Raw genomic sequence first — 20,620 nt, 5'->3', positions numbered from 1 at the left:
AATCTCTAGCTTTTTGCCAATGTAGTAAGTTACAGGAGGACGATAGATGAACATTCGGCAACTAGCGCTGCAAAATATAAAAGGAAATTGGCGTAATTATAAAGTGTTTTTCTTAAGTAGTTGTTTTGCAATATTTGCTTCTTACGCATATATGTCTGTCATTGTGCATCCATATATGCAAGAGACGATGTGGTATCAAAACGTACGCTGGGGACTTATCATATGTAATGTTATAATCATTTCTTTTTTCGTCATATTTATTTTGTACTCTACTTCTATTTTCATAGAAGCACGTAAGAAAGAATTAGGGTTATATATGTTAATGGGAGCAACGAAGTCTAACGTAATAGGAGTGATTATGACCGAGCAAATTTTAATCGGGGTCTTCGCGAATATTTTCGGTATTGGGCTTGGTATGATATTTTTAAAACTCTTTTTTATGGTATTTAGTATGTTACTGGGGCTTCCGAAAGAACTACCTGTTATATTTGACGTAAGGGCGATTGGTGTAACATTTATTACATATATGGTCGTTTTTATTTTGTTATCTTTTATAAGTGCTTTACGTATATGGAATATAAAAATCATTCGGTTATTGAAAGAATTTCGAACAGATAAAAAAGAGAAAAAAACATCAAAGTGGCTTTGTTTATTCGGTTTTGCTTGTTTAGTGGGCGGGTATGCGTTGGCGCTACAAGTGACGATGGCTACGATAGTGATATACTTTTTCCCTGTGTCTATACTTGTCTTTTTTGGAACGTACTTTTCTTTCGCGCATGGAGCTACCCAAGTGTTAGAAATGATAAAGCGAAATAAAAAGATTATGTATACATATCCATATTTATTTATAGTGAATCAATTGTCACATCGAATGAAGGAAAATGGTCGCTTTTTCTTTCTGATGTCTATGGCAACGACGTTTGTAGTTACAGCAACAGGTACGGTGTTTTTATATTTTTCTAGCATGCAAGATATGTGGCGAACTGGAGGGGTACACTCGTTTTCGTACATAGAAAAAGGTATTTCTACTCATGAGGTCTTTGAGGAAGGTGCGATTGAAAAATTACTGCATCAATATGAGTATGATGATTTTCAATATATGAGTTTTATTGGAGTGTATGCATCCTTTCAGTCTAATAAGGGAGAAACAACAATAGCACCGCTTATAAAAGAAAGTGAATATAACCAAGAAGCGAGGAAACAAAAACAGAAAACGTATCGTCCTAAAAAAGGTACAGTGACACTCGTTTATTATAATAAATACAATAATTCGAATGTATATAATCAAAAAGAGATTCAATTGCAAGTAATGAATCAACCATATCAATTCGTATTTAACGGTCAGAAAGAAGGTGTTCAATTTAACCATCATCCCTCGTACATTAATGGTCTGTTCTTCGTTATGAATGATGAAGATTTTGACAGTATAGCAAATCAGGTTCCTGATTCTGAAAAAATGATATATAGAGGCTACACATTACCAAATATCGAAAAGACGAAGAAATTAAATGAAGATTTACGGAAACATATGAAACAAGATAATAATGCATTTCGAAGCAATATGGAGTTATATGTAAATATGAAAGAAGGCGGCGATATTACTCTATTTGTAGGCTCATTTATTAGTATATTATTTTTTCTTACTTCATGTAGTATCGTGTATTTTAAATGGTTCCATAATATTGCATCGGACCGAAAGCAGTATGGTGCACTCTCTAAACTTGGAATGACGAAGGAAGAAGTATGGAAAATTTCTCGTTGGCAATTATGTATGCTATTTTTTGCGCCAATTATAGTAGGGAGTATGCATAGTGCAGTTGCGTTATATACGTTTCATAATACGCTTTTTATGGATGGATCATTAAGAAAAGTAGGTTTGTTCATTCTGTTTTATATCGCAGCATGTATCATTTATTTCTTCTTCGCTCAAAGAGAATATAAGAAACATTTAGACTAGCGAAAGCCAGTCTTTTTTTAATATTCGAAATTTACATAGAAGAATATAAAAAAGTATGGTATAACAGTAAGAAAACGAAAAAGAGGGGAAAAGACGATGATTCGAGTAGGATATTTAGGACCAGAAGCAACATTTACAAATATGGCGGTGAGTCGTTTTTTTCCAGAAGCAGAGCATGTACCGTATCGAACGATTCCAGATTGTATAGATGCAGCTGCAAATGAAAATGTAGACTTCGCAGTTGTACCGTTAGAAAATGCAATAGAAGGTTCAGTGAATATAACGGTTGATTATCTTGTACATGAGCAGCCGCTTTCCATTGTAGGAGAAATTACAGTACCAATTCAGCAGCATTTACTTGTACATCCGCAGTATGCAGAAGTGTGGGATGAAGTATATGCGGTGCATTCTCATCCGCATGCCATTGCACAGTGCCATAAATTTTTAAATGAAGAATTAAAAGGAGTAACTGTTCGAGATATGACATCCACAAGTGCCGCTGCGCAATATGTGAAAGAACATCCTGAAGAGAAAATTGCCGCTATTGCAAATGAAGCAGCTGCAGAAAAATATGGATTAACAATTGTGAGGCGTAGCATTCATACGCATAAAAATAATCACACACGTTTCCTAGTACTCCATAAGAAAAAGAAAGCAGTACTCCCGAATAACGGAGAGAACCGCGGAGAGAAAACGACGCTTATGATAACGTTACCTGCAGATTATGCAGGTGCCCTATATCAAGTGTTATCAGCTTTTGCATGGAGAAAATTAAACTTATCAAAAATCGAATCGCGTCCGATGAAAACAGGTCTTGGAAATTACTTTTTCTTAATCGATGTCGATAAAGCATATGATGACGTATTATTGCCAGGCGTAACGATGGAACTTGAAGCACTCGGTTTTTCTGTTACTGTGCTGGGGAGTTATTCTTCTTATTGGTTGTAAAGGGAGCTGTTGTTAAACTTGTTTGAAATGAAAAGTTGTTTATCGGTTTGAGGCAGAGTAAGCTATCGATTCTATTGAAGTAAGTGATTAATTAAGCTAGCAAAATAAAGAAGCCATCCTAAAAGATATTTAGGACGGCTTCTGTTAGGAATAGATAACTCTTTTGTCGGGTTTTTAGTACGCATCATTACAACTATTATAATAATAGGATTCATCATTGTTCGAATTACTGCAGCAAATACAATTCGTTTGTTGTATGAATAGATTGAGTGTAGATGGAGCTACAGTATCTGAGAAAGTAATACTCTCAACATCTTCTACTAAAAATGTTTTAATATCTCCTGGTGTTAAGGTAAATGTAAGTGGAGAGCGATGGTTTAATCTTGCAATTGTTAATCTAATCGTTGTTGCAAATGCAGGACTGAAACTAAATTTAATAAGTGTCTTATTATGATTTTTAGTGAAGTTTTCAAATACAGTTCGAGGAATTCCAGTCGTTATATCAAGATCTTGAGGGGTATTTCCCGTACCGAAAATAGTATAGTTCTGTATAAAACAGTTATTTGAATCTGAATTTGAAGAATTACATGGGCGATCATTTTTCTTATAATATTTTTTTCCATTTTTTAAGAAGTAATCCGCCATAATTAATCACTCCCTTCACATATAAGAATTAAAGGTTGTCCATATATAATATGAAATATATTTTTATATGTTTGGACGTGAAGGAAGAGAAAATAAAAACAGTCCATCTGGTATGATGGACTCAATACTGTTTTACATGGTGTGATTCTTTATTTTAACTTCGCAAGACGATCTTCTAACTGACCACGCCAAATATCAGCTAGTTCTGGAACGGCAAGAATTTTTTCAATGCCATCTTTATCTTTTCTATTATGAAAATAAATTTCGTTAGAGAACAAAACAGAAACATTGCTCGGTTGACGTTCTAGTAATGTAATTTTAGAATCTTTACGTACAGTACCTTCTTGAAGAACGCGGCATAGGTAGCCAGTAAATCCAGTTGCTACAATGCGCGGCAAAATGCCAGGAATACCGAGGCGTTTTGAAATAGTGCTACAAGGTACTCTTGCTTGTGTTACTTGAATGATTGCTGCACCTAGTTGATATGTATCTCCGATGCAAACATCACGCTCTAACATATTTGTTACGGTAATGTTTTCGCCAAATGTGGAAGCTGGAAGCGTAGTTTGAAACTCCTCTTCCCATAGTGCGTAATGCTCGTGTGGGTATACACAAACAGCGCGATCAGGACCGCCGTGATGTTTTAAATCCGCTACGTCATCACCACGAAATCCGTCTTTTGAGAGAAAGGCCTCTTCTGTAGGGTCTTTACATATACCTGTTATCATTTCTTTATCTTCGCTATATTTCATTTGTTTCGGCTTGCCAATGCTAAAGTGAACGAGTTCAATTCCCATATTTGATCTCCTTTACGATTGATTACAATATTATAGCATTAAAAAAGCACAGAGAATGATAAAAACTCTGTGCTTTACATTAATAAACGAGAAATCCTGCTTTATCTAACGCCTCACAAGCAGCATCTAACTTTTCTTTAGAATCTGCCTCAATTGTATGTAAGTGAATACCATCTGTTAGTTGTGAAAGATAGGAAGCATTTGTGTTTTCGATTTTTTGTAAATATTGCTCTACATCAAAGCGATTGCTTACCATGATGGATGCTGTTAAGTCACCGTATACAGGATGCTCAACTTTTACATCTTTAATCGTAACGCCGTGGTCAACAAGCATTGTAAGTTCTTGACGTACTTCTGCTGGTTTGTGCTGGCATACGATTACGCGTTCAAAAGCTTGTTGTTTCTCTTGTGGTTTTAGATATAAATAGCCTTGGGCAGTCGCAATAATTGGTTCGTTTCGTGCTTTAAGCAAGGAAATATCTTGCACGATAACTTGCCTACTTACGTTTGTCTTCTTCGATAGTTCATTCCCAGATAACGGCTCATTTGCAGCGAGAAGCCACTGAAGGATAAGCTGTCGTCTTTCTTCACCTAAAATCTTTTTTTGGTCATTTTGTTTCATTATGATTTAACACCTCTATAAAATTGATTTCCAATTGTGTGTAGTGCATGAATAGTAGTATCAATTTGATCTTTCGTTGTTTGTTGTCCGAAAGAGAAGCGGACATATTGTTTGGCCTCTTCATACGTTTTTCCAATTGCAAGCATAGTTTTCGAAGGTTCTTGTTTACCGACTTGGCAAGCACTTCCGGTGGAAATGGCGATACCATGGCGATTACATTCTAGCATAGTATATTGACCTTCTATTCCTTTTATTGTAACCCCAACAATATGTGGTAAACAAGAAGTAGAATGACCTTCTACTTCAATTTCTAGCGGAAGGGTTTGTATTTGCCCTAAAAAGTAGGAGCGTAACTCTTTAAAACGTAAACTTTCTTCCCATTGAGTTTTTAATATATTTTCAGCAGCTGTTAAAAAAGATGCGATGCCGGGAACGTTCACTGTACCTGGGCGAAATCCCTTTTCGTGAGAAGTTCCCGGAAATACTTGCTCCCAGCGAGATTGCGGATTTATGTAGCAAGCGCCGACACCTTTTGGTCCGTATATTTTATGTGCTGAAACAGAAAGACTATCAATGCCCATCTCAAAAACATGGATAGGCAGTTTACCAAACGTTTGCACACAATCTGTATGAAATAAAACATTATATTTTTTTAAAAGTGCCCCGATTTCTGTAATGTTTTGAACGGTTCCGATTTCAGAGTTTCCATGCTGTATACTTGCTAGCACAGTATCTTCTGTAATAGCTGCCTCTAAATCTACTAAACAAAGGAGTCCGCTTTTATCAACAGGAATTTCAGTGATCGTATAGCCTTTTGATTTTAGAGATTGAAAATAACTTCGAATGGATGCATGTTCCATAGGTGTCGTAATAATATGCTTCTTAGTTTGGGCATTTAGAAGTGATTGAATCGCAAGATAGTTTGATTCCGATCCGCCACTTGTGAAAAATACTCCTTGTTCTTTTCCTCCAATCATTTCCGCAAATGTTTTTCGGCAAACTTGTAATAAAGAAGCAGCTGTTCCTCCAATATCATGTAAACTTTGTTCATTTCCGAAGTATTGCGACGCTGCTTTCATATATGTTTGTAACGCTTCCTCGCTCATAGGTGTAGTAGCTGCATAGTCAAGATATATCATCATGTAAGTTCCTCTCTCTAGTAAGAGTTACAGTTCTTTTACTTTTTAAATGGTAGTGAAAATAAGAATTATAAAAAAACTCTTGTCATTATTTTAAAACTATGTAAATATAGGTGTCAAGACAGTTGAAAAGTGTAAAGTAGGAGGCAACAATTATGCCAAGTGCAGATGTCTTAATTATTGGAAGTGGTGTTGCGGCACTTCGTGTTGCAAAAGAGATTTGTCACGAAAAGAATGTGATTATTATCACAAAGGAGACGAAACGTAATAATAATACACATTTAGCTCAAGGTGGAATTGCCGCAGCAGTAGCTACATACGACAATCCTAATGATCATTTTGAAGATACGTTAGTAGCAGGGTGTCATTATAACAATGAAGAAGTGGTCCGTTATTTAGTTGAGGAAGGACCGAAAGAAATTAATAACCTTATTGAAAATGGGATGAAATTTGATGGAGATGAAACAGGTCCTCATCTTGGAAAAGAAGGAGCGCATCGAAAACGTCGTATTGTACATGCAGGTGGCGATGCAACAGGAAAGAATTTATTAGAGCATCTTATTCAAGAAGTAGCTCCATATGTTACGGTAGTGGAACAGGAAATGGTGCTCGATTTTATTATAGAAAAAGATAAATGTGTTGGGGCTTTAACTCGCAACAATAAAGGCGAATTGAAACGTTACAATGCAGATTATACGGTGTTAGCTTCAGGTGGTATTGGCAGTTTATACGCCTTTACTTCTAATGATGAGACGATTACAGGCGATGGACTTGCAATGGTGTACCGTGCAGGTGGAGAGCTTGTAGATTTAGAGTTTATACAATTTCATCCGACGATGTTATACGCGGGTGGGCGTTGTTCTGGTCTTGTGTCCGAAGCTGTTCGCGGAGAAGGAGCTGTCCTTATAAATGGAAAAGGGCAGCGTTTTATGATGGATATACATTCCGAACAGGATTTAGCGCCTCGTGATGTAGTCGCAAGGGCTATTCATGAACAGCTACTTGCGGGTGAAAAAGTGTACTTAAACATCGAAATGATTCAAAACTTTGAACAACGCTTTCCGACCGTGTCATCGATATGTAAAACAAATGGAGTCGATATAAATAAAAAACTTATTCCAGTCGTGCCTGGTACTCATTTTCACATGGGCGGCGTGAAAACGAACTGTGATGGAGAGACGTCTATTTCGAACTTATACGCAGTCGGTGAAGTAGCTTGTAACGGGGTTCATGGTGCAAATAGATTAGCGAGTAATTCATTATTAGAAGGTCTTGTGTTTGGAAAAAGAATCGGACGACATATTTTATCTAGAGAGACAAAAGAAAAGGTGAATATGCTAGCCGAAAAGGAAGCAACGTTTATCGTTCTGAATCATTTACCGACGAAAGAAGAAATACAAAAATGCATGATGAAATATGTTGGGATTGTGCGAACAGAGCAAAGTTTATCTTATGCGAAGAGATGGCTTAGTAAGTATGGTGTTCGAAATATGATATTACAACATGATGTTCTTACGAATGAAGAGATAACGCTTATTAATATGTTAACGGTTTGTGAGCTTATAGTTGTGTCAGCCTTGCAAAGAGAAGAAAGTATTGGCGGGCATTACCGGAGTGATTATCCAGATAGAAATATAGGAAAGAAAGAGATTGTTCGAGTAAAGAGAAAACGACAACTTGTGTGATGAGGGGAAGAGGGGCTTTATGAACACGATAAAAGTTAAAGAAGCATTAAATCGATTTTTTTTAGAAGATATAGGGGAAAGAGATGTAACATCTCAGGTTATTTTTCCAGATAATTTGCTTTCGAAAGGAACGTTTCTTGCGAAGGATACAGGGGTCTTTGCAGGACGTTTAGTAATTGAATCAGGATTTAAATTAATTGATGAGAGAATTGAAGTAGAGCTTCATAAAAAAGATGGGGACCTTGTAGAAAAAGGCGAAATCATTGCAACTGTGCAAGGTCCAATTGCATCGTTATTAACAGCAGAGCGCGTTATATTAAACGTTATTCAGCGTATGAGCGGAATAGCGACGATGACGCATAAAGCGGTTCTTGCTTTAGATAGTAGTCATACTCGCATTTGTGATACGCGAAAAACGATGCCAGGACTACGTATGTTTGATAAGCATGCAGTCGTGTGCGGCGGTGGATTTAATCATCGCTTCGGTTTATATGATGGGGTCATGATTAAAGACAATCATATTGCGTTTGCTAGTTCTATTACAAAAGCTGTTACATCAGTGAAAGAAAAGTTAGGACATATGGTGAAAGTAGAAGTAGAAACAGAAACTGAGGAACAGGTGAGAGAGGCTGTTGCTGCTGGTGCGGATATTATTATGTTCGATAATCGTACGCCAGATGAAATTCGGGAGTTTTCAAAAATTGTACCAAGCGCTATCGTTACAGAAGCTTCAGGTGGCATCACAATTGAAGATTTATCGAAATACGGAAAAACAGGGGTAGATTATATTTCACTTGGAGCGTTAACACATTCAGTGAAAGCACTTGATATTAGTTTCAATATTGAAGGGTAAGGAAAGTGGCTTAGAGGGGGAGAAACGTATATGAGTATTTTAGAACAAGTACAGCCAATTGAAACGATGTTACCAGAGCGTTATTACACGATGTCAACGGAAGATATGGAAAATCGGGTTCGTGAAATTAAAGAGAAAATGGGGAAAATGTTATTCATTCCAGGGCATCATTATCAAAAAGATGAAGTGGTACAATTTTCAGATGCAGCAGGGGATTCACTTCAGCTTGCGCAAGTTGCAGCGAGCAATAAAGACGCAAAATATATTGTGTTTTGCGGGGTGCACTTTATGGCGGAAACAGCAGATATGTTAACGACAGATGATCAAGTTGTCATCTTACCAGATATGCGTGCAGGTTGTTCGATGGCGGATATGGCAGATATTGAACAAACAGAAAGAGCGTGGAAAGAGCTCACAAAATTATTTGGAGATACGATGATTCCGTTAACGTATGTTAACTCTACAGCTGCAATTAAAGCGTTTTGCGGTCGTAATGGCGGAGCAACAGTAACTTCTTCTAATGCAAAGCAAATGGTATCTTGGGCGTTTACTCAAAAAGAACGTCTCGTCTTTTTACCAGACCAACATTTAGGGAGAAATACAGCGTACGATTTAGGTATCCCGTTAGATAAAATGGCAGTATGGGACCCACACACAGATTCATTAGAGTACGATGGAGATATAGAAGAAATTCAAGTGATTTTATGGAAAGGACATTGTTCTGTTCATCAAAACTTTACAGTGAAAAACATTGAGAACGTACGGAAAAATCATCCGGACATGAACATTATTGTACATCCAGAATGTTGCTACGAAGTTGTAGCTGCTTCGGATTATGCAGGTTCAACGAAATATATTATTGATATGATTGAAGCGGCTCCATCTGGAAGTAAATGGGCGATTGGTACAGAAATGAATTTAGTGAATCGAATTATTAAGCAACATCCAGATAAAGAAATTGTTTCACTTAATCCATTTATGTGTCCGTGTTTAACGATGAACCGAATTGATTTGCCGCACTTATTATGGGCACTTGAAATGATAGAAAGAGGAGAAGTAATTAACGTTATTAGCGTAGATAAACAAGTGACTGAAGAGGCAGTTCTTGCATTAAATCGTATGTTAGAGCGTGTGTAAAGCAGCGGATTCCCGTTGCTTTTTTTCGTACATATAATCATAACGAGAACAAAATGGGCATACATTGTTTTGAAGAAATCATTGTGGTTCTTTATGCTTATTCCGCTTCTAATGATATTGAAAATCGAAGAAGTGATAAAAGTGAAAAGAAGTTAATGTTATTTAGAAAAAGAGTTACTTCATGAGATTTGTTACTTATAGATAAGTTATACAGGAGGGGGAAAATTTGAAAATTCATATCGTGCAAAAAGGGGATACCCTTTGGAAAATTGCGAAAAAGTACGGAGTGGATTTTGACACGTTGAAAAAAACAAATACACAACTTAGTAATCCAGATTTAATCATGCCAGGTATGAAAATTAAAGTGCCATCAAAGAGTGTTCACATGAAACAACAGGCTGGAGCAGGTTCAGCGCCTCCAAAGCAATACGTAAAAGAAGTGCAGCAAAAAGAATTTGCAGCAACACCAACTCCGCTTGGAATAGAAGATGAGGAAGAAGTTACGTATCAATCAGCACCAATTACACAGCAGCCAGCTATGCAACAAACACAAAAAGAAGTGCAAGTAAAACCGCAGAAGGAGATGCAGGTAAAGCCGCAAAAAGAAGTACAGGTGAAACCGCAAAAAGAGGTACAGGTGAAACCGCAAAAAGAAGTGCAAAAAGAACAGCCAATTCAAAAAGAAAAACCAGTTGAAAAACCGTCTGTTATTCAAAAACCACCTGTGATAGAAAAACAAAAACCGGCGGAAAAAGAAAACACGAAGTTTTCGGTAAATGTATTACCGCAGCCGCCACAACCACCAATAAAACCGAAAAAAGAATATAAAATTTCAGATGTAATAAAAAAAGGAAGCGAGTTAATTGCTCCTCAAATTAGTAAAATGAAACCTAACAATATCATTTCTCCGCAAACGAAAAAAAACAATATAGTATCGCCGCAAGTGAAGAAAGAAAATGTAGGAAATATAGTATCGCCGCAAGTGAAGAAAGAAAATGCAGGAAATATAGTATCGCCGCAAGTGAAGAAAGAAAATGTAGGAAATATAGTATCGTCGCAAGTGAAGAAAGAAAATGTAGGAAATATAGTATCGCCACAAGTGAAGAAAGAAAATGTAGGAAATATAGTATCGCCGCAAGTGAAAAAAGAAAATGTAGGGAATATAGTGTCACCGCAAGTGAAAAAAGAAAATGTAGGGAATATAGTGTCACCGCAAGTGAAAAAAGAAAACGTAGGGAATATAGTATCGCCAAATGTATCGAAAGAAAATGTAGTTATTCCACAAGTCATACCGCCAAATATTCAAATGCCAATCATGGATAACAACCAACCACCGAATATAATGCCAATCATGGATAACAACCAGCCACCGAATATAATGCCAATCATGGATAACAGCCAGCCACCGAATATAATGCCAATTATGGATAACAACCAGCCACCGAATATAATGCCTATTATGGATAACAATCAAATGCCGAATATAATGCCGATTATGGATAACAATCAAATGCCGAATATGATGCCGATTATGGATAACAATCAACCACCAAATATGATGCCCTATCAAATGCCGTATCAACAGCCCATGATGCCGCCGAATCCGTATTATCAACAACCAAATCCATATCAAATGCCATATCAGCAAGGAGCGCCGTTTGGACCGCAATATACGTCTATGCCAAACCCGAATATGATGCCAATGGATAATAATATGCCGCCGCTTGTGCAGGGTGAGGAAGATTGTGGATGCGGAGGAGAAAGTAGACTATATAGTCCACAACCAGGCGGTCCGCAATATGCGAATCCTTTATATTACCAACCAACTCAGTCTGCATATGCACCACAGCCAGGAACGATGTATTATCAACCAGATCCACCGAATGTATTTGGAGAGCCCGTTTCAGAAGAAGAGGACGAAGAAGAAGTTTAAAAAGGCGGGAGTATTCCCGCCTTTTTTACATTCCTGTTAATTAAGAAAATGAAGTTTTTTTATGAAGTGCTAGAAAATTCCCAGTGAAATATTAACAGTGTAAAAACCTTCTCGGTTACTCATCATAAGAGGGAGCTTTTCAGTAGAGAAGCTCATTCTAACAGAGGGGGTTTTTGTATTGAATACGAAAGTAAAAGTGATTGCTGCTTCTTTGTTAGTTACCAGTGCATTAGCTGCATGTGGTACACCGAAAGATAACAATGCAATGGATGGACGTAACTACAATTACGAGCGTACATCTTATAATGATACACACCAGTATCGTGATAATGTGACACGTAATGATCGTTATACAGATTATGTAACATATAGAAATGGTCGTAACGATACAGGATACAATTATTATCGAGATGTAAATTACAATGGACAAATTGCTAATCCGCATCCAACTCGTAATATTACAATGAACAATTCATACATTAACAATGATGGTAAAACAGCTGAAAGAATAACAAATCGTGTGAAACGTATGAATAACGTAGACCGTGTGTCTACAGTTGTATATGGAAACGATGTAGCGATTGCGGTAAAACCACGTAACACAGTGACAAATGAAACGGCGATGGCTAACGAAATTCGTCAAGCTGTTGCAAATGAAGTTGGAAACAGAAACGTATATGTTTCTGTAAGAAATGATATGTTTACTCGTGTCGATGCAATGAGTACGCGTCTACGTAACGGTACAGTTACAAACGATTTTAATCGTGACATAGTGAATATGTTCCGAGACATTCGTTACGGTTTAACTGGTACAGTGCGATAACAAAACAAAAGAGGAAGGGATAGCCCTTCCTCTTTATTCATCGTTGTCTTGTAAGCGACGTTTTTTAATAAAATAACTAACGGAATAAGAAACTAAAAAGCATATGAAAAGAATACTACCTGTTGAAATAGCTTCAAATAGAGGTCTTTCTGGACTGAAAATAATATAAATAATAGCCGTAACGATTCCTACAATAAGGGAGTGGAAGACAAGTTTGTAATAAGGAGTTAACTGTATTTCCTTTTCGCCTTCTTCTACATCGATTGAAACACTTAACTGTAAATAAGCAAGTAAAATACTTGTAAACATAAATAATAGCCACAATGGAGATTTCGTAATTTGATCAATGCCTTCAGTGAATCCGATATAGCCTAAAATTCCAACTACGCCAATGTATTGAAAAAGAAAGACAATACGTATGTTTTTTAACATTTGAAGAATGAGGCGTTCATCCTTTATTTTTTTCATAATATTCATCCCCTGCTTATTATGATTTCGCTGTCACATTAATTGTAACATATATATTGCAATTATCAATTTATAATTTACATAAAATAATTTGGATGAAAGAGGAAATAAAATATTTTTATAAACATGTTGCACTTATACTTTATTAATGTTATATTAGCAAAGCGATGAGCTAATTTACGTAAGACGAGAGATATGCTTAAGTGCTAAACACGCGAATGTGGTCGCCTGGTCTCTCGCCGTAAACGCATCAAGACGCCTGCTTTGCAGGCGTCTTTCATTTTATATAAAAGTAAATGATACATGCAGATGAGGTAAACCCTTATCTGCATTTTTTATTTTTCGAAAGAAATGTAATATGGATAAAACCCCCATTTCCGGAAAAACTACTAATGAAAGTATGATCTTGCCTAAAAGAGGTGAACGGAAATGAAATGGATACTGATTGCGATGCAAGCTTTCGTTATGATGTTTTGTTTCGTTTATGGAACGAATGTGAAGGCGGAAGGGCCAGTACCAGAAGTAACGAAAAAAGAACCTGAGGTTACAATTTTATTAGAGCGTATGTATGTTGATGGCGAAGTAAGCGAAGAAATACTTACAGAAAAAGTGACGGATTTAGAAAAGTTTTTACAGCAGTATAAAGAATGGCAGCTCGTTGATCGTGATGATGTACAAATTGTATTGCAAAAGAAAGTTGATGATATTTCTCCGTTATTGAAAACGAGCGGGTATTTTGGTGTTTCAGAGGAAGGGATATTACAAATTTTCAAAGGTGTACCGAAAAGTGATAATGCGATCCATTCTTTCTTTCAAATTGATATGAAAAAGCTTGAGAGCTATGAACGTGCGAAATTGAAACGTGGCATTCGTATTAAATCAAAAGAAGGTTTTGTGAAGACGATTGAAAAAATGAAGCAATACGCAGTTCAGAGTAAGAAAAAAAGCAGCTCATGGTGAGCTGCTTTTTTTTCTTATTTGTTTTTAGCTAAAATTTCTTTTGCGATTTCATCAATTAGCATATCTTTTCCGATTGGATTGAATGCTTTCGTATTGAAGACTTCATTTGATACTTCATATACGTGATTATTTTTAACTGCTTTATTGTCTTTCCAAACGGCACTGTTTTTGTAGTCTTCGTAAACTTTATCAGCTTCGCCGCCGAAGTTTACAATAAACATTTGGTCAGGCTGGAATGCAACTAGACCTTCTAGTGATACTTGCGCCATCGTTTGTTTTAAATCCGTACCTTTTGTTGCTGGAAGTTTTAAGTCATTAAAGATGATGTCACCGTATCCGAAGCTACCGTATACACGGAAGTTTTGTGGTGTAACTGCAACGAACATAAAGTTCTCATCTTTTGTTTTCTCTTTAATTTTTTTAGATAAAGAGTCTGCTTTCTTATCGTAGTCTGCAATCCATTTGTCTGCTTTCTTCTCTTCGTCAAATAGCTTACCTACTTCTTTAAACTTACCACGCCAGTCTTCTAAGTTTGTTTCTAGAACAACTGTAGGTGCAACCTTTTCTAGTTGATCATAAATTTTTAATTGACGGTTGTTTAAAATAATTAAGTCTGGTTTTAAAGCAGTAACAGCTTCTAAATCAACTTTAGGTGCCCAGTACCAACCTACTGCTTTTACTCCATCTAACTTGTCTGTTAAGTGAGTTTGGATTTTATCTTTATATGTATTTGCTGTACCAACAGGTTTGTGTCCAAGAAGTAATAGTTCTTCTGTTGATCCAGATAAGTCAACAATTCTCTTTGGATTTACTGGAATTGTAGCTTCACCTTTAGCATGTTTTACAACTTTTGTTTTCGGTTGTTCTTTTGCCTTCGATTCTTCTTTTTGAGAAGAACAGCCAACGATAGAAAGAACAACGAGCATAATAGTAAATAAAATAAATAGCTTACGTTTCATCCTGATGCAACCCCTTTAATTAGTATTGATAATCATTATCGACTTCTGTATATTAAGGTGCTTTAACCTTTCTGTCAATGGAAAATAACAGAAGTTTCAAGTGGAGAACATTTGTTGGGGCAGTCTCGCTTTTCTATCATTAAATATGTTAAAATGGAATACATGATTTAAGAGGGAGAGATCGTATTTTGTTTGAATATGTTACAGGTTACGTGGAGTATGTAGGGCCGGAATATGTCGTAATTGATCATAATGGAATTGGTTATCAAATTTTCACACCAAATCCGTATGTATTTCAAAGAAGTAAGCAAGAAATCCGTGTCTATACATATCATTATGTGAGAGAAGATATTATGGCACTTTACGGGTTTAAAACACGTGAAGAGCGTTTATTATTTACAAAGTTGTTAGGCGTGTCTGGCATTGGGCCAAAAGGAGCTCTTGCAATTTTAGCTTCTGGTCAAACAGGACAGGTCGTTCAAGCGATTGAGCATGAAGATGAGAAGTTTTTAGTGAAATTCCCAGGCGTCGGAAAGAAAACAGCACGCCAAATGATTTTAGATTTAAAAGGAAAACTAGCAGATGTCGTACCAGATGCATTTGTTGATTTATTCTCAGACACAGAACGTTTTGATGAGAAGAAAGGTTCATCAGCTGAGCTTGATGAGGCACTGGAAGCTCTCCGCGCACTTGGATACGCAGAACGCGAAGTTTCTCGTGTTGTACCAGAGTTATTAAAAGAATCATTAACGACGGATCAGTATATTAAAAAGGCACTTAGTCTTTTACTAAATGGTAAGAGGTGAGTATAATGGACGAACGTCTCCTTTCAGGGGAATCTGCATATGAAGATGCGGATTTAGAATATTCATTACGGCCACAGACGCTCCGTCAGTATATTGGCCAAGATAAAGCAAAACATAATTTAGAAGTATTTATTGAAGCGGCGAAAATGCGTGAAGAAACGTTAGATCACGTGCTTTTATATGGACCACCAGGTCTTGGTAAAACGACGCTTGCGAATATTATTGCCAATGAGATGGGCGTTAATGTTAGAACAACTTCAGGTCCCGCAATTGAAAGACCAGGAGATTTAGCTGCTGTATTAACAGCGCTTCAGCCAGGGGATGTATTATTTATTGATGAAATTCATCGTTTGCATAGATCAATTGAAGAAGTATTGTATCCTGCGATGGAAGACTTTTGCCTTGATATCGTAATTGGAAAAGGGCCTTCAGCACGTTCTGTACGCCTAGATTTACCGCCATTTACATTAGTTGGAGCAACAACACGTGCTGGAGCATTATCGGCACCGCTTCGTGACCGCTTCGGTGTACTTTCAAGGTTAGAGTACTACACAGTAGATCAGCTTTCTGCGATTGTTGAACGTACAGCAGAAGTATTTGAAGTTGAAATCGATTCGTTAGCTGCATTAGAAATTGCAAGACGTGCTCGTGGTACACCTCGTATTGCGAATCGTCTTTTAAGACGTGTACGTGATTTCGCGCAAGTTCGTGGTAACGGAACGGTTACGATGGAAATTACACAAATGGCATTAGAGCTACTGCAAGTAGATAAATTAGGTCTAGATCATATTGATCATAAATTACTGCTTGGTATTATTGAGAAATTCCGTGGCGGTCCAGTTGGATTAGAAACGGTTTCAGCAACAATTGGAGAAGAATCTCATACGATTGAAGATGTGTATGAGCCGTATTTATTACAAATTGGCTTTTTACAACGAACGCCAAGGGGCCGAATTGTAACGCCGCTTGCGTATGAACATTTCGGAATGGAGATACCAAAAGTATGACGGAGATGCCAAAGCTGCTTATTACAGCCGGGATCTTACTCATCGTTGTTGGATTAGCTTGGAAGTTCATTGGAAGGCTTCCAGGCGATATTTTTGTGAAAAAAGGAAACGTTACCTTTTATTTTCCTATCATTACATGTATTGTGTTAAGTATTGTATTATCTTTTATTATGTATATAATAAATCGATTTAAATAAGAAATAGGTGGATATAGCTATGGATATAAATCTGTTTGATTTTCATTTACCAGAAGAACTTATTGCACAAGTCCCGTTAGAAGATCGTGAAACATCAAGATTAATGGTGTTAGACCGTGAAACAGGTGATATTGAGCATAAACATTTTACGGATATTCTTTCTTACTTACATGAGGGGGATTGCTTAGTTTTAAATGAAACGAAAGTTATGCCTGCTCGTTTGCACGGTGTGAAAGAAGATACAGGCGCGCACATTGAAGTACTTCTTTTAAAACAAGAAGAAGGTGATAAGTGGGAAACGCTTGTAAAGCCAGCGAAACGTGTAAAAGAAGGAACTGTTATCTCTTTTGGCGAAGGGAAATTAAAAGCAACTTGCACAGGAACTGCAGATCAAGGTGGACGCCAGCTTGAATTTTCATATGATGGCATCTTCTATGAAATTTTAGATGAACTTGGGGAAATGCCGCTTCCTCCATATATTAAAGAGACGCTGGAAGATCGCGATCGCTATCAAACAGTATATGCGAAAGAAATCGGTTCAGCAGCAGCGCCGACTGCGGGACTTCACTTTACAGAAGAGTTACTTGAGAAGTTAAAGCAAAAAGGCGTTCAGTTAGCATTCATTACACTTCACGTAGGACTTGGAACATTTAGACCAGTTTCTGCAGACACGATTGAAGAACACCATATGCACGCAGAATATTATCATATGTCTGAAGAGACAGCGGCATTATTAAATCGTGTGAAAGAGAATGGTGGACGTATTATTACTGTAGGTACGACATCAACTCGTACGTTAGAAACAATTGCAACAGATCATGACGGTAAGCTCTGCGCCGCTTCTGGATGGACAGATATTTTCATGTATCCGGGATATGAATTTAAAGCAATTGATGGTTTAATTACAAACTTCCATTTACCGAAATCAACATTAATTATGCTTGTAAGTGCATTTGCAAATAGAGATAATGTACTTCATGCTTATAATGAAGCAGTAAAAGAAAAATATCGTTTCTTTAGCTTCGGTGATGCAATGTTCGTTGCATCTCACGCTAAAATGAGAAACAAATAAAAGGAGTAAGTTATGACAGCAATTCGTTATGAATTTATTAAGACATGTAAACAAACGGGTGCCCGTTTAGGTCGTGTGCATACGCCGCACGGTTCATTTGATACACCAACATTTATGCCAGTTGGTACACTTGCAACAGTTAAGACAATGTCACCAGAAGAATTAAAAGCAATGGATTCTGGCATTATTTTAAGTAATACGTATCATTTATGGCTACGTCCAGGTCATGAAATTATTCGTGAAGCAGGCGGCTTGCATAAATTTATGAACTGGGATCGTGCAATCTTAACAGACTCTGGTGGTTTCCAAGTATTCAGTTTAAGTGACTTCCGTCGTATTGAAGAGGAAGGCGTTCACTTCCGTAATCACTTAAATGGAGATAAATTATTCTTATCACCAGAAAAAGCGATGGAAATCCAAAATGCATTAGGTTCAGATATTATGATGGCATTTGATGAGTGTCCACCATTCCCAGCTACTTTTGAATATATGAAGAAATCTGTAGAGCGTACGAGCCGCTGGGCAGAACGTTGCTTAAAAGCGCATGAACGTCCGCAAGATCAAGGTTTATTCGGTATTGTACAGGGCGGGGAGTACGAAGAGCTTCGTCGTCAAAGTGCGAAAGATCTTGTTTCAATGGACTTCCCTGGTTACGCTGTAGGTGGTTTATCTGTTGGTGAACCGAAAGATATTATGAACCGTGTTCTTGAGTTTACAACACCACTTCTTCCAGATAATAAGCCTCGTTACTTAATGGGTGTAGGTTCTCCTGACTCGTTAATCGATGGCGCAATTCGTGGTATTGATATGTTTGACTGTGTACTTCCAACTCGTATCGCTCGAAATGGTACATGTATGACAAGTGAAGGTCGCCTCGTTGTAAAAAATGCGAAATTCGCAAGAGACTTCGGTCCGCTTGATCCAAACTGTGATTGCTACACATGTAAAAACTACTCACGTGCGTACATTCGTCACTTAATGAAATGTGATGAAACGTTCGGAATTCGTTTAACGTCTTATCACAACCTTCATTTTCTGTTAAACTTAATGGAGCAGGTGAGACAAGCTATTCGTGAAGACCGTCTTGGCGATTTCCGCGAAGAGTTCTTTGAACAGTATGGCTTTAATAAACCGAATGCTAAAAACTTCTAATACATAATTTAAAAGGAGGAACAAAAGATGAATGCAGGTATGATGAATATCGTTATGATCGTTGCGATGTTTGCGATTTTCTATTTCTTATTAATTCGCCCGCAACAAAAACGTCAAAAAGCAGTTGCTCAAATGCAAAGTGAGTTAGCAAAAGGTGATGCTATCGTAACAATCGGTGGTTTACACGGCACAATCGAATCAGTAGATGAGACAAAAATCGTTATTAAATCTGGTGGTTCACACTTAACTTTCGATCGCAATGCGATTCGTGAAGTTGTGAAAAACTAATGTGGAAGGCCCTGCATGAAATGTGCAGGGCCTTTTTTAGTTACTTTGCTTTGACATATTTACACCGAAAATACCACCGAGTGTACTCGCCCCCATTAATGCTAATTGATATAGTAATTGTGAGTTCGATAAGGTTTGAGAAAAGCCTAAATAGTTAACTAGAAAGACGAGTATAGTGAACGTGAGCCCTGTTGTGAAACCTACTAGCCAACCTTTTCCTTGAGCCTTTTTGCCGGCAGTAAATCCAGACATAAGCATAGATAAAAGAGCGAGTATAAAAATAGTAACGGTTAATGTCCCTTCATTTATATTCGTAAACTTTAATAAAAGAGCCATAATCATACTAGTAATAGATGCGAGAATTAGTAGCGTAACAATACCGAAGCCAATTGCAGTTGATAATTTTTTCGTTCCATCCATTTATGCATTCCCCCTTTTTAATACAAGCATATTTTCCTTTTGCCCAAGTTAGACTAGTTTCTTTTTTATAGGGGAGTCTATACGTAAAAAAGGAGATGTAGGAATGGAATGGATATCGGTAATTGGACGGACAATGCTTTTGTATATCATTATCTTAATTATTTTTCGTCTTATGGGTAAACGTGAGATAGGAGAGCTAAGTGTATTAGATTTAGTCGTATTTATTATGCTTGGAGAAATGGCTGTAGTAGCAATTGAAAATACCGATAAATCACTTTGGCATCAATTAGTTCCGATGGCTTTTCTTATGTGCATACAAATCATTTTGTCAGTCATTTCATTAAAGTTTCAACGATTTCGGCATTTAATAGAAGGTGAACCAGCAATTATTATTAATGCGGGAAAGATTGATGAAAAAAAGATGAGAAACCAGCGATATAATATTGATGATTTAATGATGCAATTAAGGGAACAAGGAGTTGGAGATATTCGGGATGTAGAATATGCTATTTTGGAACCGTCTGGGAAGTTATCTGTCTTTCAAAAACAAAAAAATAAACAAGATACATTGCGGTTTACGCTTCCTCTTATTATTGATGGAGAAATTCAATCTAGCCATTTACAAATGATTGAGCATACAGATGAATGGCTTATTGAGAAATTAAAAAACTTAGGTTATAACGATATAACACAAATTTTATACTGTAGTTTTCAAAACGGACAATTTTTTGTTGATTTAAAAGAAAATTAGA

At 37.0% G+C, this 20,620-nt stretch carries 21 protein-coding genes and 1 pseudogene; 15 read left to right on the top strand and 7 right to left on the bottom strand.

Annotated elements, in window-relative coordinates; genetic code table 11:
* The first annotated feature begins 46 nt into the window (after positions 1 to 46).
* Positions 47 to 1,957 (top strand): ABC transporter permease, encoded by a 1,911-nt coding sequence (locus MR143_RS04945; protein WP_001026368.1) that lies wholly within the window; start codon positions 47 to 49, stop codon positions 1,955 to 1,957.
* Between the two features lie 96 nt (positions 1,958 to 2,053).
* Entirely contained in the window at positions 2,054 to 2,905 is an 852-nt protein-coding gene (gene pheA, locus MR143_RS04940) for a prephenate dehydratase (RefSeq protein ID WP_000621701.1), read from the top strand.
* A gap of 174 nt (positions 2,906 to 3,079) precedes the next feature.
* On the opposite strand, the gene MR143_RS04935 is transcribed toward pheA, so the two are convergent.
* The 4 genes from MR143_RS04935 to MR143_RS04920 all read right to left on the bottom strand — a co-directional run bounded on the left by MR143_RS04935 (position 3,080) and on the right by MR143_RS04920 (position 6,111).
* Complete coding sequence (locus MR143_RS04935) at positions 3,080 to 3,550, bottom strand: hypothetical protein (protein ID WP_000796369.1); 471 nt, start codon at positions 3,548 to 3,550, stop codon at positions 3,080 to 3,082.
* 149 nt (positions 3,551 to 3,699) lie between these two features.
* Positions 3,700 to 4,347 carry an MOSC domain-containing protein gene (locus MR143_RS04930; protein ID WP_000510679.1) on the bottom strand — a complete coding sequence of 216 codons (648 nt, stop codon included), beginning with the start codon at positions 4,345 to 4,347 and terminating at the stop codon, positions 3,700 to 3,702.
* Positions 4,348 to 4,426: 79 nt separating this feature from the next.
* A complete protein-coding gene (locus MR143_RS04925; protein WP_000812240.1) occupies positions 4,427 to 4,969 on the bottom strand; it encodes a transcription repressor NadR in 543 nt (180 codons plus the stop codon).
* Complete coding sequence (locus MR143_RS04920) at positions 4,969 to 6,111, bottom strand: IscS subfamily cysteine desulfurase (protein WP_000973756.1); 1,143 nt, start codon at positions 6,109 to 6,111, stop codon at positions 4,969 to 4,971. Before MR143_RS04920 ends, MR143_RS04925 begins: the two co-directional genes overlap by 1 nt.
* Positions 6,112 to 6,263: 152 nt before the next feature.
* On the opposite strand from MR143_RS04920, the gene nadB reads away from it, so the two are divergent.
* From nadB to MR143_RS04895, 5 genes and pseudogenes are all read left to right on the top strand, one after another.
* Complete coding sequence (gene nadB / locus MR143_RS04915; RefSeq protein WP_001138534.1) at positions 6,264 to 7,793, top strand: L-aspartate oxidase; 1,530 nt, start codon at positions 6,264 to 6,266, stop codon at positions 7,791 to 7,793.
* 19 nt (positions 7,794 to 7,812) lie between these two features.
* On the top strand, positions 7,813 to 8,646 hold the full coding sequence (gene nadC / locus MR143_RS04910) for a carboxylating nicotinate-nucleotide diphosphorylase (protein WP_001092248.1): 834 nt from the start codon (positions 7,813 to 7,815) through the stop codon (positions 8,644 to 8,646).
* A 30-nt stretch (positions 8,647 to 8,676) separates the two neighbouring features.
* The gene (nadA, locus tag MR143_RS04905; RefSeq protein ID WP_000025343.1) at positions 8,677 to 9,783 is read left to right on the top strand and encodes a quinolinate synthase NadA; all 1,107 of its coding nucleotides are present in this window, start codon (positions 8,677 to 8,679) and stop codon (positions 9,781 to 9,783) included.
* 226 nt (positions 9,784 to 10,009) lie between these two features.
* Positions 10,010 to 10,166 (top strand): annotated as a pseudogene (safA, locus tag MR143_RS33385) (SafA/ExsA family spore coat assembly protein); the annotation flags it as partial.
* A 1,728-nt stretch (positions 10,167 to 11,894) separates the two neighbouring features.
* Positions 11,895 to 12,539: a YhcN/YlaJ family sporulation lipoprotein gene (locus MR143_RS04895; RefSeq protein ID WP_001093536.1), complete on the top strand. Its 645-nt coding sequence runs from the start codon at positions 11,895 to 11,897 to the stop codon at positions 12,537 to 12,539.
* Positions 12,540 to 12,572: 33 nt separating this feature from the next.
* Here the strand turns inward: MR143_RS04895 and MR143_RS04890 are convergent, their stop codons facing one another.
* Entirely contained in the window at positions 12,573 to 13,007 is a 435-nt protein-coding gene (locus tag MR143_RS04890; protein ID WP_000721223.1) for a hypothetical protein, read from the bottom strand.
* A gap of 429 nt (positions 13,008 to 13,436) precedes the next feature.
* Between MR143_RS04890 and MR143_RS04885 the strand changes: the two genes are divergently transcribed.
* Entirely contained in the window at positions 13,437 to 13,967 is a 531-nt protein-coding gene (locus tag MR143_RS04885) for a BofC C-terminal domain-containing protein (protein ID WP_000871192.1), read from the top strand.
* Between the two features lie 14 nt (positions 13,968 to 13,981).
* Here MR143_RS04885 and MR143_RS04880 read toward each other — a convergent pair whose 3' ends face one another.
* Positions 13,982 to 14,926 (bottom strand): iron-hydroxamate ABC transporter substrate-binding protein, encoded by a 945-nt coding sequence (locus tag MR143_RS04880; protein WP_000823612.1) that lies wholly within the window; start codon positions 14,924 to 14,926, stop codon positions 13,982 to 13,984.
* A 188-nt stretch (positions 14,927 to 15,114) separates the two neighbouring features.
* On the opposite strand from MR143_RS04880, the gene ruvA reads away from it, so the two are divergent.
* From ruvA to yajC, 6 genes are read left to right on the top strand one after another with little or no spacing between them, the layout of a single operon-like run.
* Complete coding sequence (ruvA, locus tag MR143_RS04875) at positions 15,115 to 15,732, top strand: Holliday junction DNA helicase RuvA (protein ID WP_000464511.1); 618 nt, start codon at positions 15,115 to 15,117, stop codon at positions 15,730 to 15,732.
* Between the two features lie 5 nt (positions 15,733 to 15,737).
* Positions 15,738 to 16,739, top strand: coding sequence for a Holliday junction branch migration DNA helicase RuvB (gene ruvB / locus MR143_RS04870; RefSeq protein WP_000344449.1), 1,002 nt, complete (start codon positions 15,738 to 15,740; stop codon positions 16,737 to 16,739).
* Entirely contained in the window at positions 16,736 to 16,936 is a 201-nt protein-coding gene (locus MR143_RS04865) for a DUF2905 domain-containing protein (RefSeq protein WP_000138162.1), read from the top strand. The genes ruvB and MR143_RS04865 overlap by 4 nt, the downstream gene beginning before the upstream one ends.
* Before the next feature lie 19 nt (positions 16,937 to 16,955).
* Positions 16,956 to 18,008, top strand: coding sequence for a tRNA preQ1(34) S-adenosylmethionine ribosyltransferase-isomerase QueA (gene queA / locus MR143_RS04860; protein WP_000354014.1), 1,053 nt, complete (start codon positions 16,956 to 16,958; stop codon positions 18,006 to 18,008).
* 12 nt (positions 18,009 to 18,020) lie between these two features.
* On the top strand, positions 18,021 to 19,160 hold the full coding sequence (gene tgt, locus MR143_RS04855) for a tRNA guanosine(34) transglycosylase Tgt (RefSeq protein ID WP_000125365.1): 1,140 nt from the start codon (positions 18,021 to 18,023) through the stop codon (positions 19,158 to 19,160).
* 27 nt (positions 19,161 to 19,187) lie between these two features.
* On the top strand, positions 19,188 to 19,448 hold the full coding sequence (gene yajC / locus MR143_RS04850) for a preprotein translocase subunit YajC (protein WP_000991115.1): 261 nt from the start codon (positions 19,188 to 19,190) through the stop codon (positions 19,446 to 19,448).
* Between the two features lie 36 nt (positions 19,449 to 19,484).
* On the opposite strand, the gene MR143_RS04845 is transcribed toward yajC, so the two are convergent.
* Positions 19,485 to 19,868, bottom strand: a complete 384-nt coding sequence (locus MR143_RS04845) for a TIGR04086 family membrane protein (protein WP_000349148.1) — start codon at positions 19,866 to 19,868, stop codon at positions 19,485 to 19,487.
* Between the two features lie 103 nt (positions 19,869 to 19,971).
* Between MR143_RS04845 and MR143_RS04840 the strand changes: the two genes are divergently transcribed.
* Positions 19,972 to 20,619, top strand: a complete 648-nt coding sequence (locus MR143_RS04840) for a DUF421 domain-containing protein (RefSeq protein ID WP_000454836.1) — start codon at positions 19,972 to 19,974, stop codon at positions 20,617 to 20,619.
* Position 20,620 lies beyond the last annotated feature (1 nt).

It is taken from the genome of Bacillus cereus group sp. BfR-BA-01347 (genome assembly GCF_022663835.1).
Lineage (GTDB): Bacteria > Bacillota > Bacilli > Bacillales > Bacillaceae_G > Bacillus_A > Bacillus_A thuringiensis_K.
Note: the sequence above shows the minus strand (reverse complement) of the source record. Positions and strands in the feature narration are given on the sequence as shown.

Bases quoted from the DNA above. Each gene is read 5' to 3' on its own strand.
- queA (WP_000354014.1), top strand. From the start codon at position 16,956: ATGGATATAAATCTGTTTGATTTTCATTTACCAGAAGAACTTATTGCA.
- nadC (WP_001092248.1), top strand. From the start codon at position 7,813: ATGAACACGATAAAAGTTAAAGAAGCATTAAATCGATTTTTTTTAGAA.
- tgt (WP_000125365.1), top strand. From the start codon at position 18,021: ATGACAGCAATTCGTTATGAATTTATTAAGACATGTAAACAAACGGGT.
- MR143_RS04930 (WP_000510679.1), bottom strand. From the start codon at position 4,347: ATGGGAATTGAACTCGTTCACTTTAGCATTGGCAAGCCGAAACAAATG.
- MR143_RS04840 (WP_000454836.1), top strand. From the start codon at position 19,972: ATGGAATGGATATCGGTAATTGGACGGACAATGCTTTTGTATATCATT.
- MR143_RS04920 (WP_000973756.1), bottom strand. From the start codon at position 6,111: ATGATGATATATCTTGACTATGCAGCTACTACACCTATGAGCGAGGAA.
- MR143_RS04845 (WP_000349148.1), bottom strand. From the start codon at position 19,868: ATGGATGGAACGAAAAAATTATCAACTGCAATTGGCTTCGGTATTGTT.
- MR143_RS04945 (WP_001026368.1), top strand. From the start codon at position 47: ATGAACATTCGGCAACTAGCGCTGCAAAATATAAAAGGAAATTGGCGT.
- ruvB (WP_000344449.1), top strand. From the start codon at position 15,738: ATGGACGAACGTCTCCTTTCAGGGGAATCTGCATATGAAGATGCGGAT.
- nadB (WP_001138534.1), top strand. From the start codon at position 6,264: ATGCCAAGTGCAGATGTCTTAATTATTGGAAGTGGTGTTGCGGCACTT.
- nadA (WP_000025343.1), top strand. From the start codon at position 8,677: ATGAGTATTTTAGAACAAGTACAGCCAATTGAAACGATGTTACCAGAG.
- MR143_RS04865 (WP_000138162.1), top strand. From the start codon at position 16,736: ATGACGGAGATGCCAAAGCTGCTTATTACAGCCGGGATCTTACTCATC.
- MR143_RS04935 (WP_000796369.1), bottom strand. From the start codon at position 3,550: ATGGCGGATTACTTCTTAAAAAATGGAAAAAAATATTATAAGAAAAAT.
- MR143_RS04880 (WP_000823612.1), bottom strand. From the start codon at position 14,926: ATGAAACGTAAGCTATTTATTTTATTTACTATTATGCTCGTTGTTCTT.
- pheA (WP_000621701.1), top strand. From the start codon at position 2,054: ATGATTCGAGTAGGATATTTAGGACCAGAAGCAACATTTACAAATATG.
- MR143_RS04885 (WP_000871192.1), top strand. From the start codon at position 13,437: ATGAAATGGATACTGATTGCGATGCAAGCTTTCGTTATGATGTTTTGT.
- MR143_RS04925 (WP_000812240.1), bottom strand. From the start codon at position 4,969: ATGAAACAAAATGACCAAAAAAAGATTTTAGGTGAAGAAAGACGACAG.
- yajC (WP_000991115.1), top strand. From the start codon at position 19,188: ATGAATGCAGGTATGATGAATATCGTTATGATCGTTGCGATGTTTGCG.
- MR143_RS04890 (WP_000721223.1), bottom strand. From the start codon at position 13,007: ATGAAAAAAATAAAGGATGAACGCCTCATTCTTCAAATGTTAAAAAAC.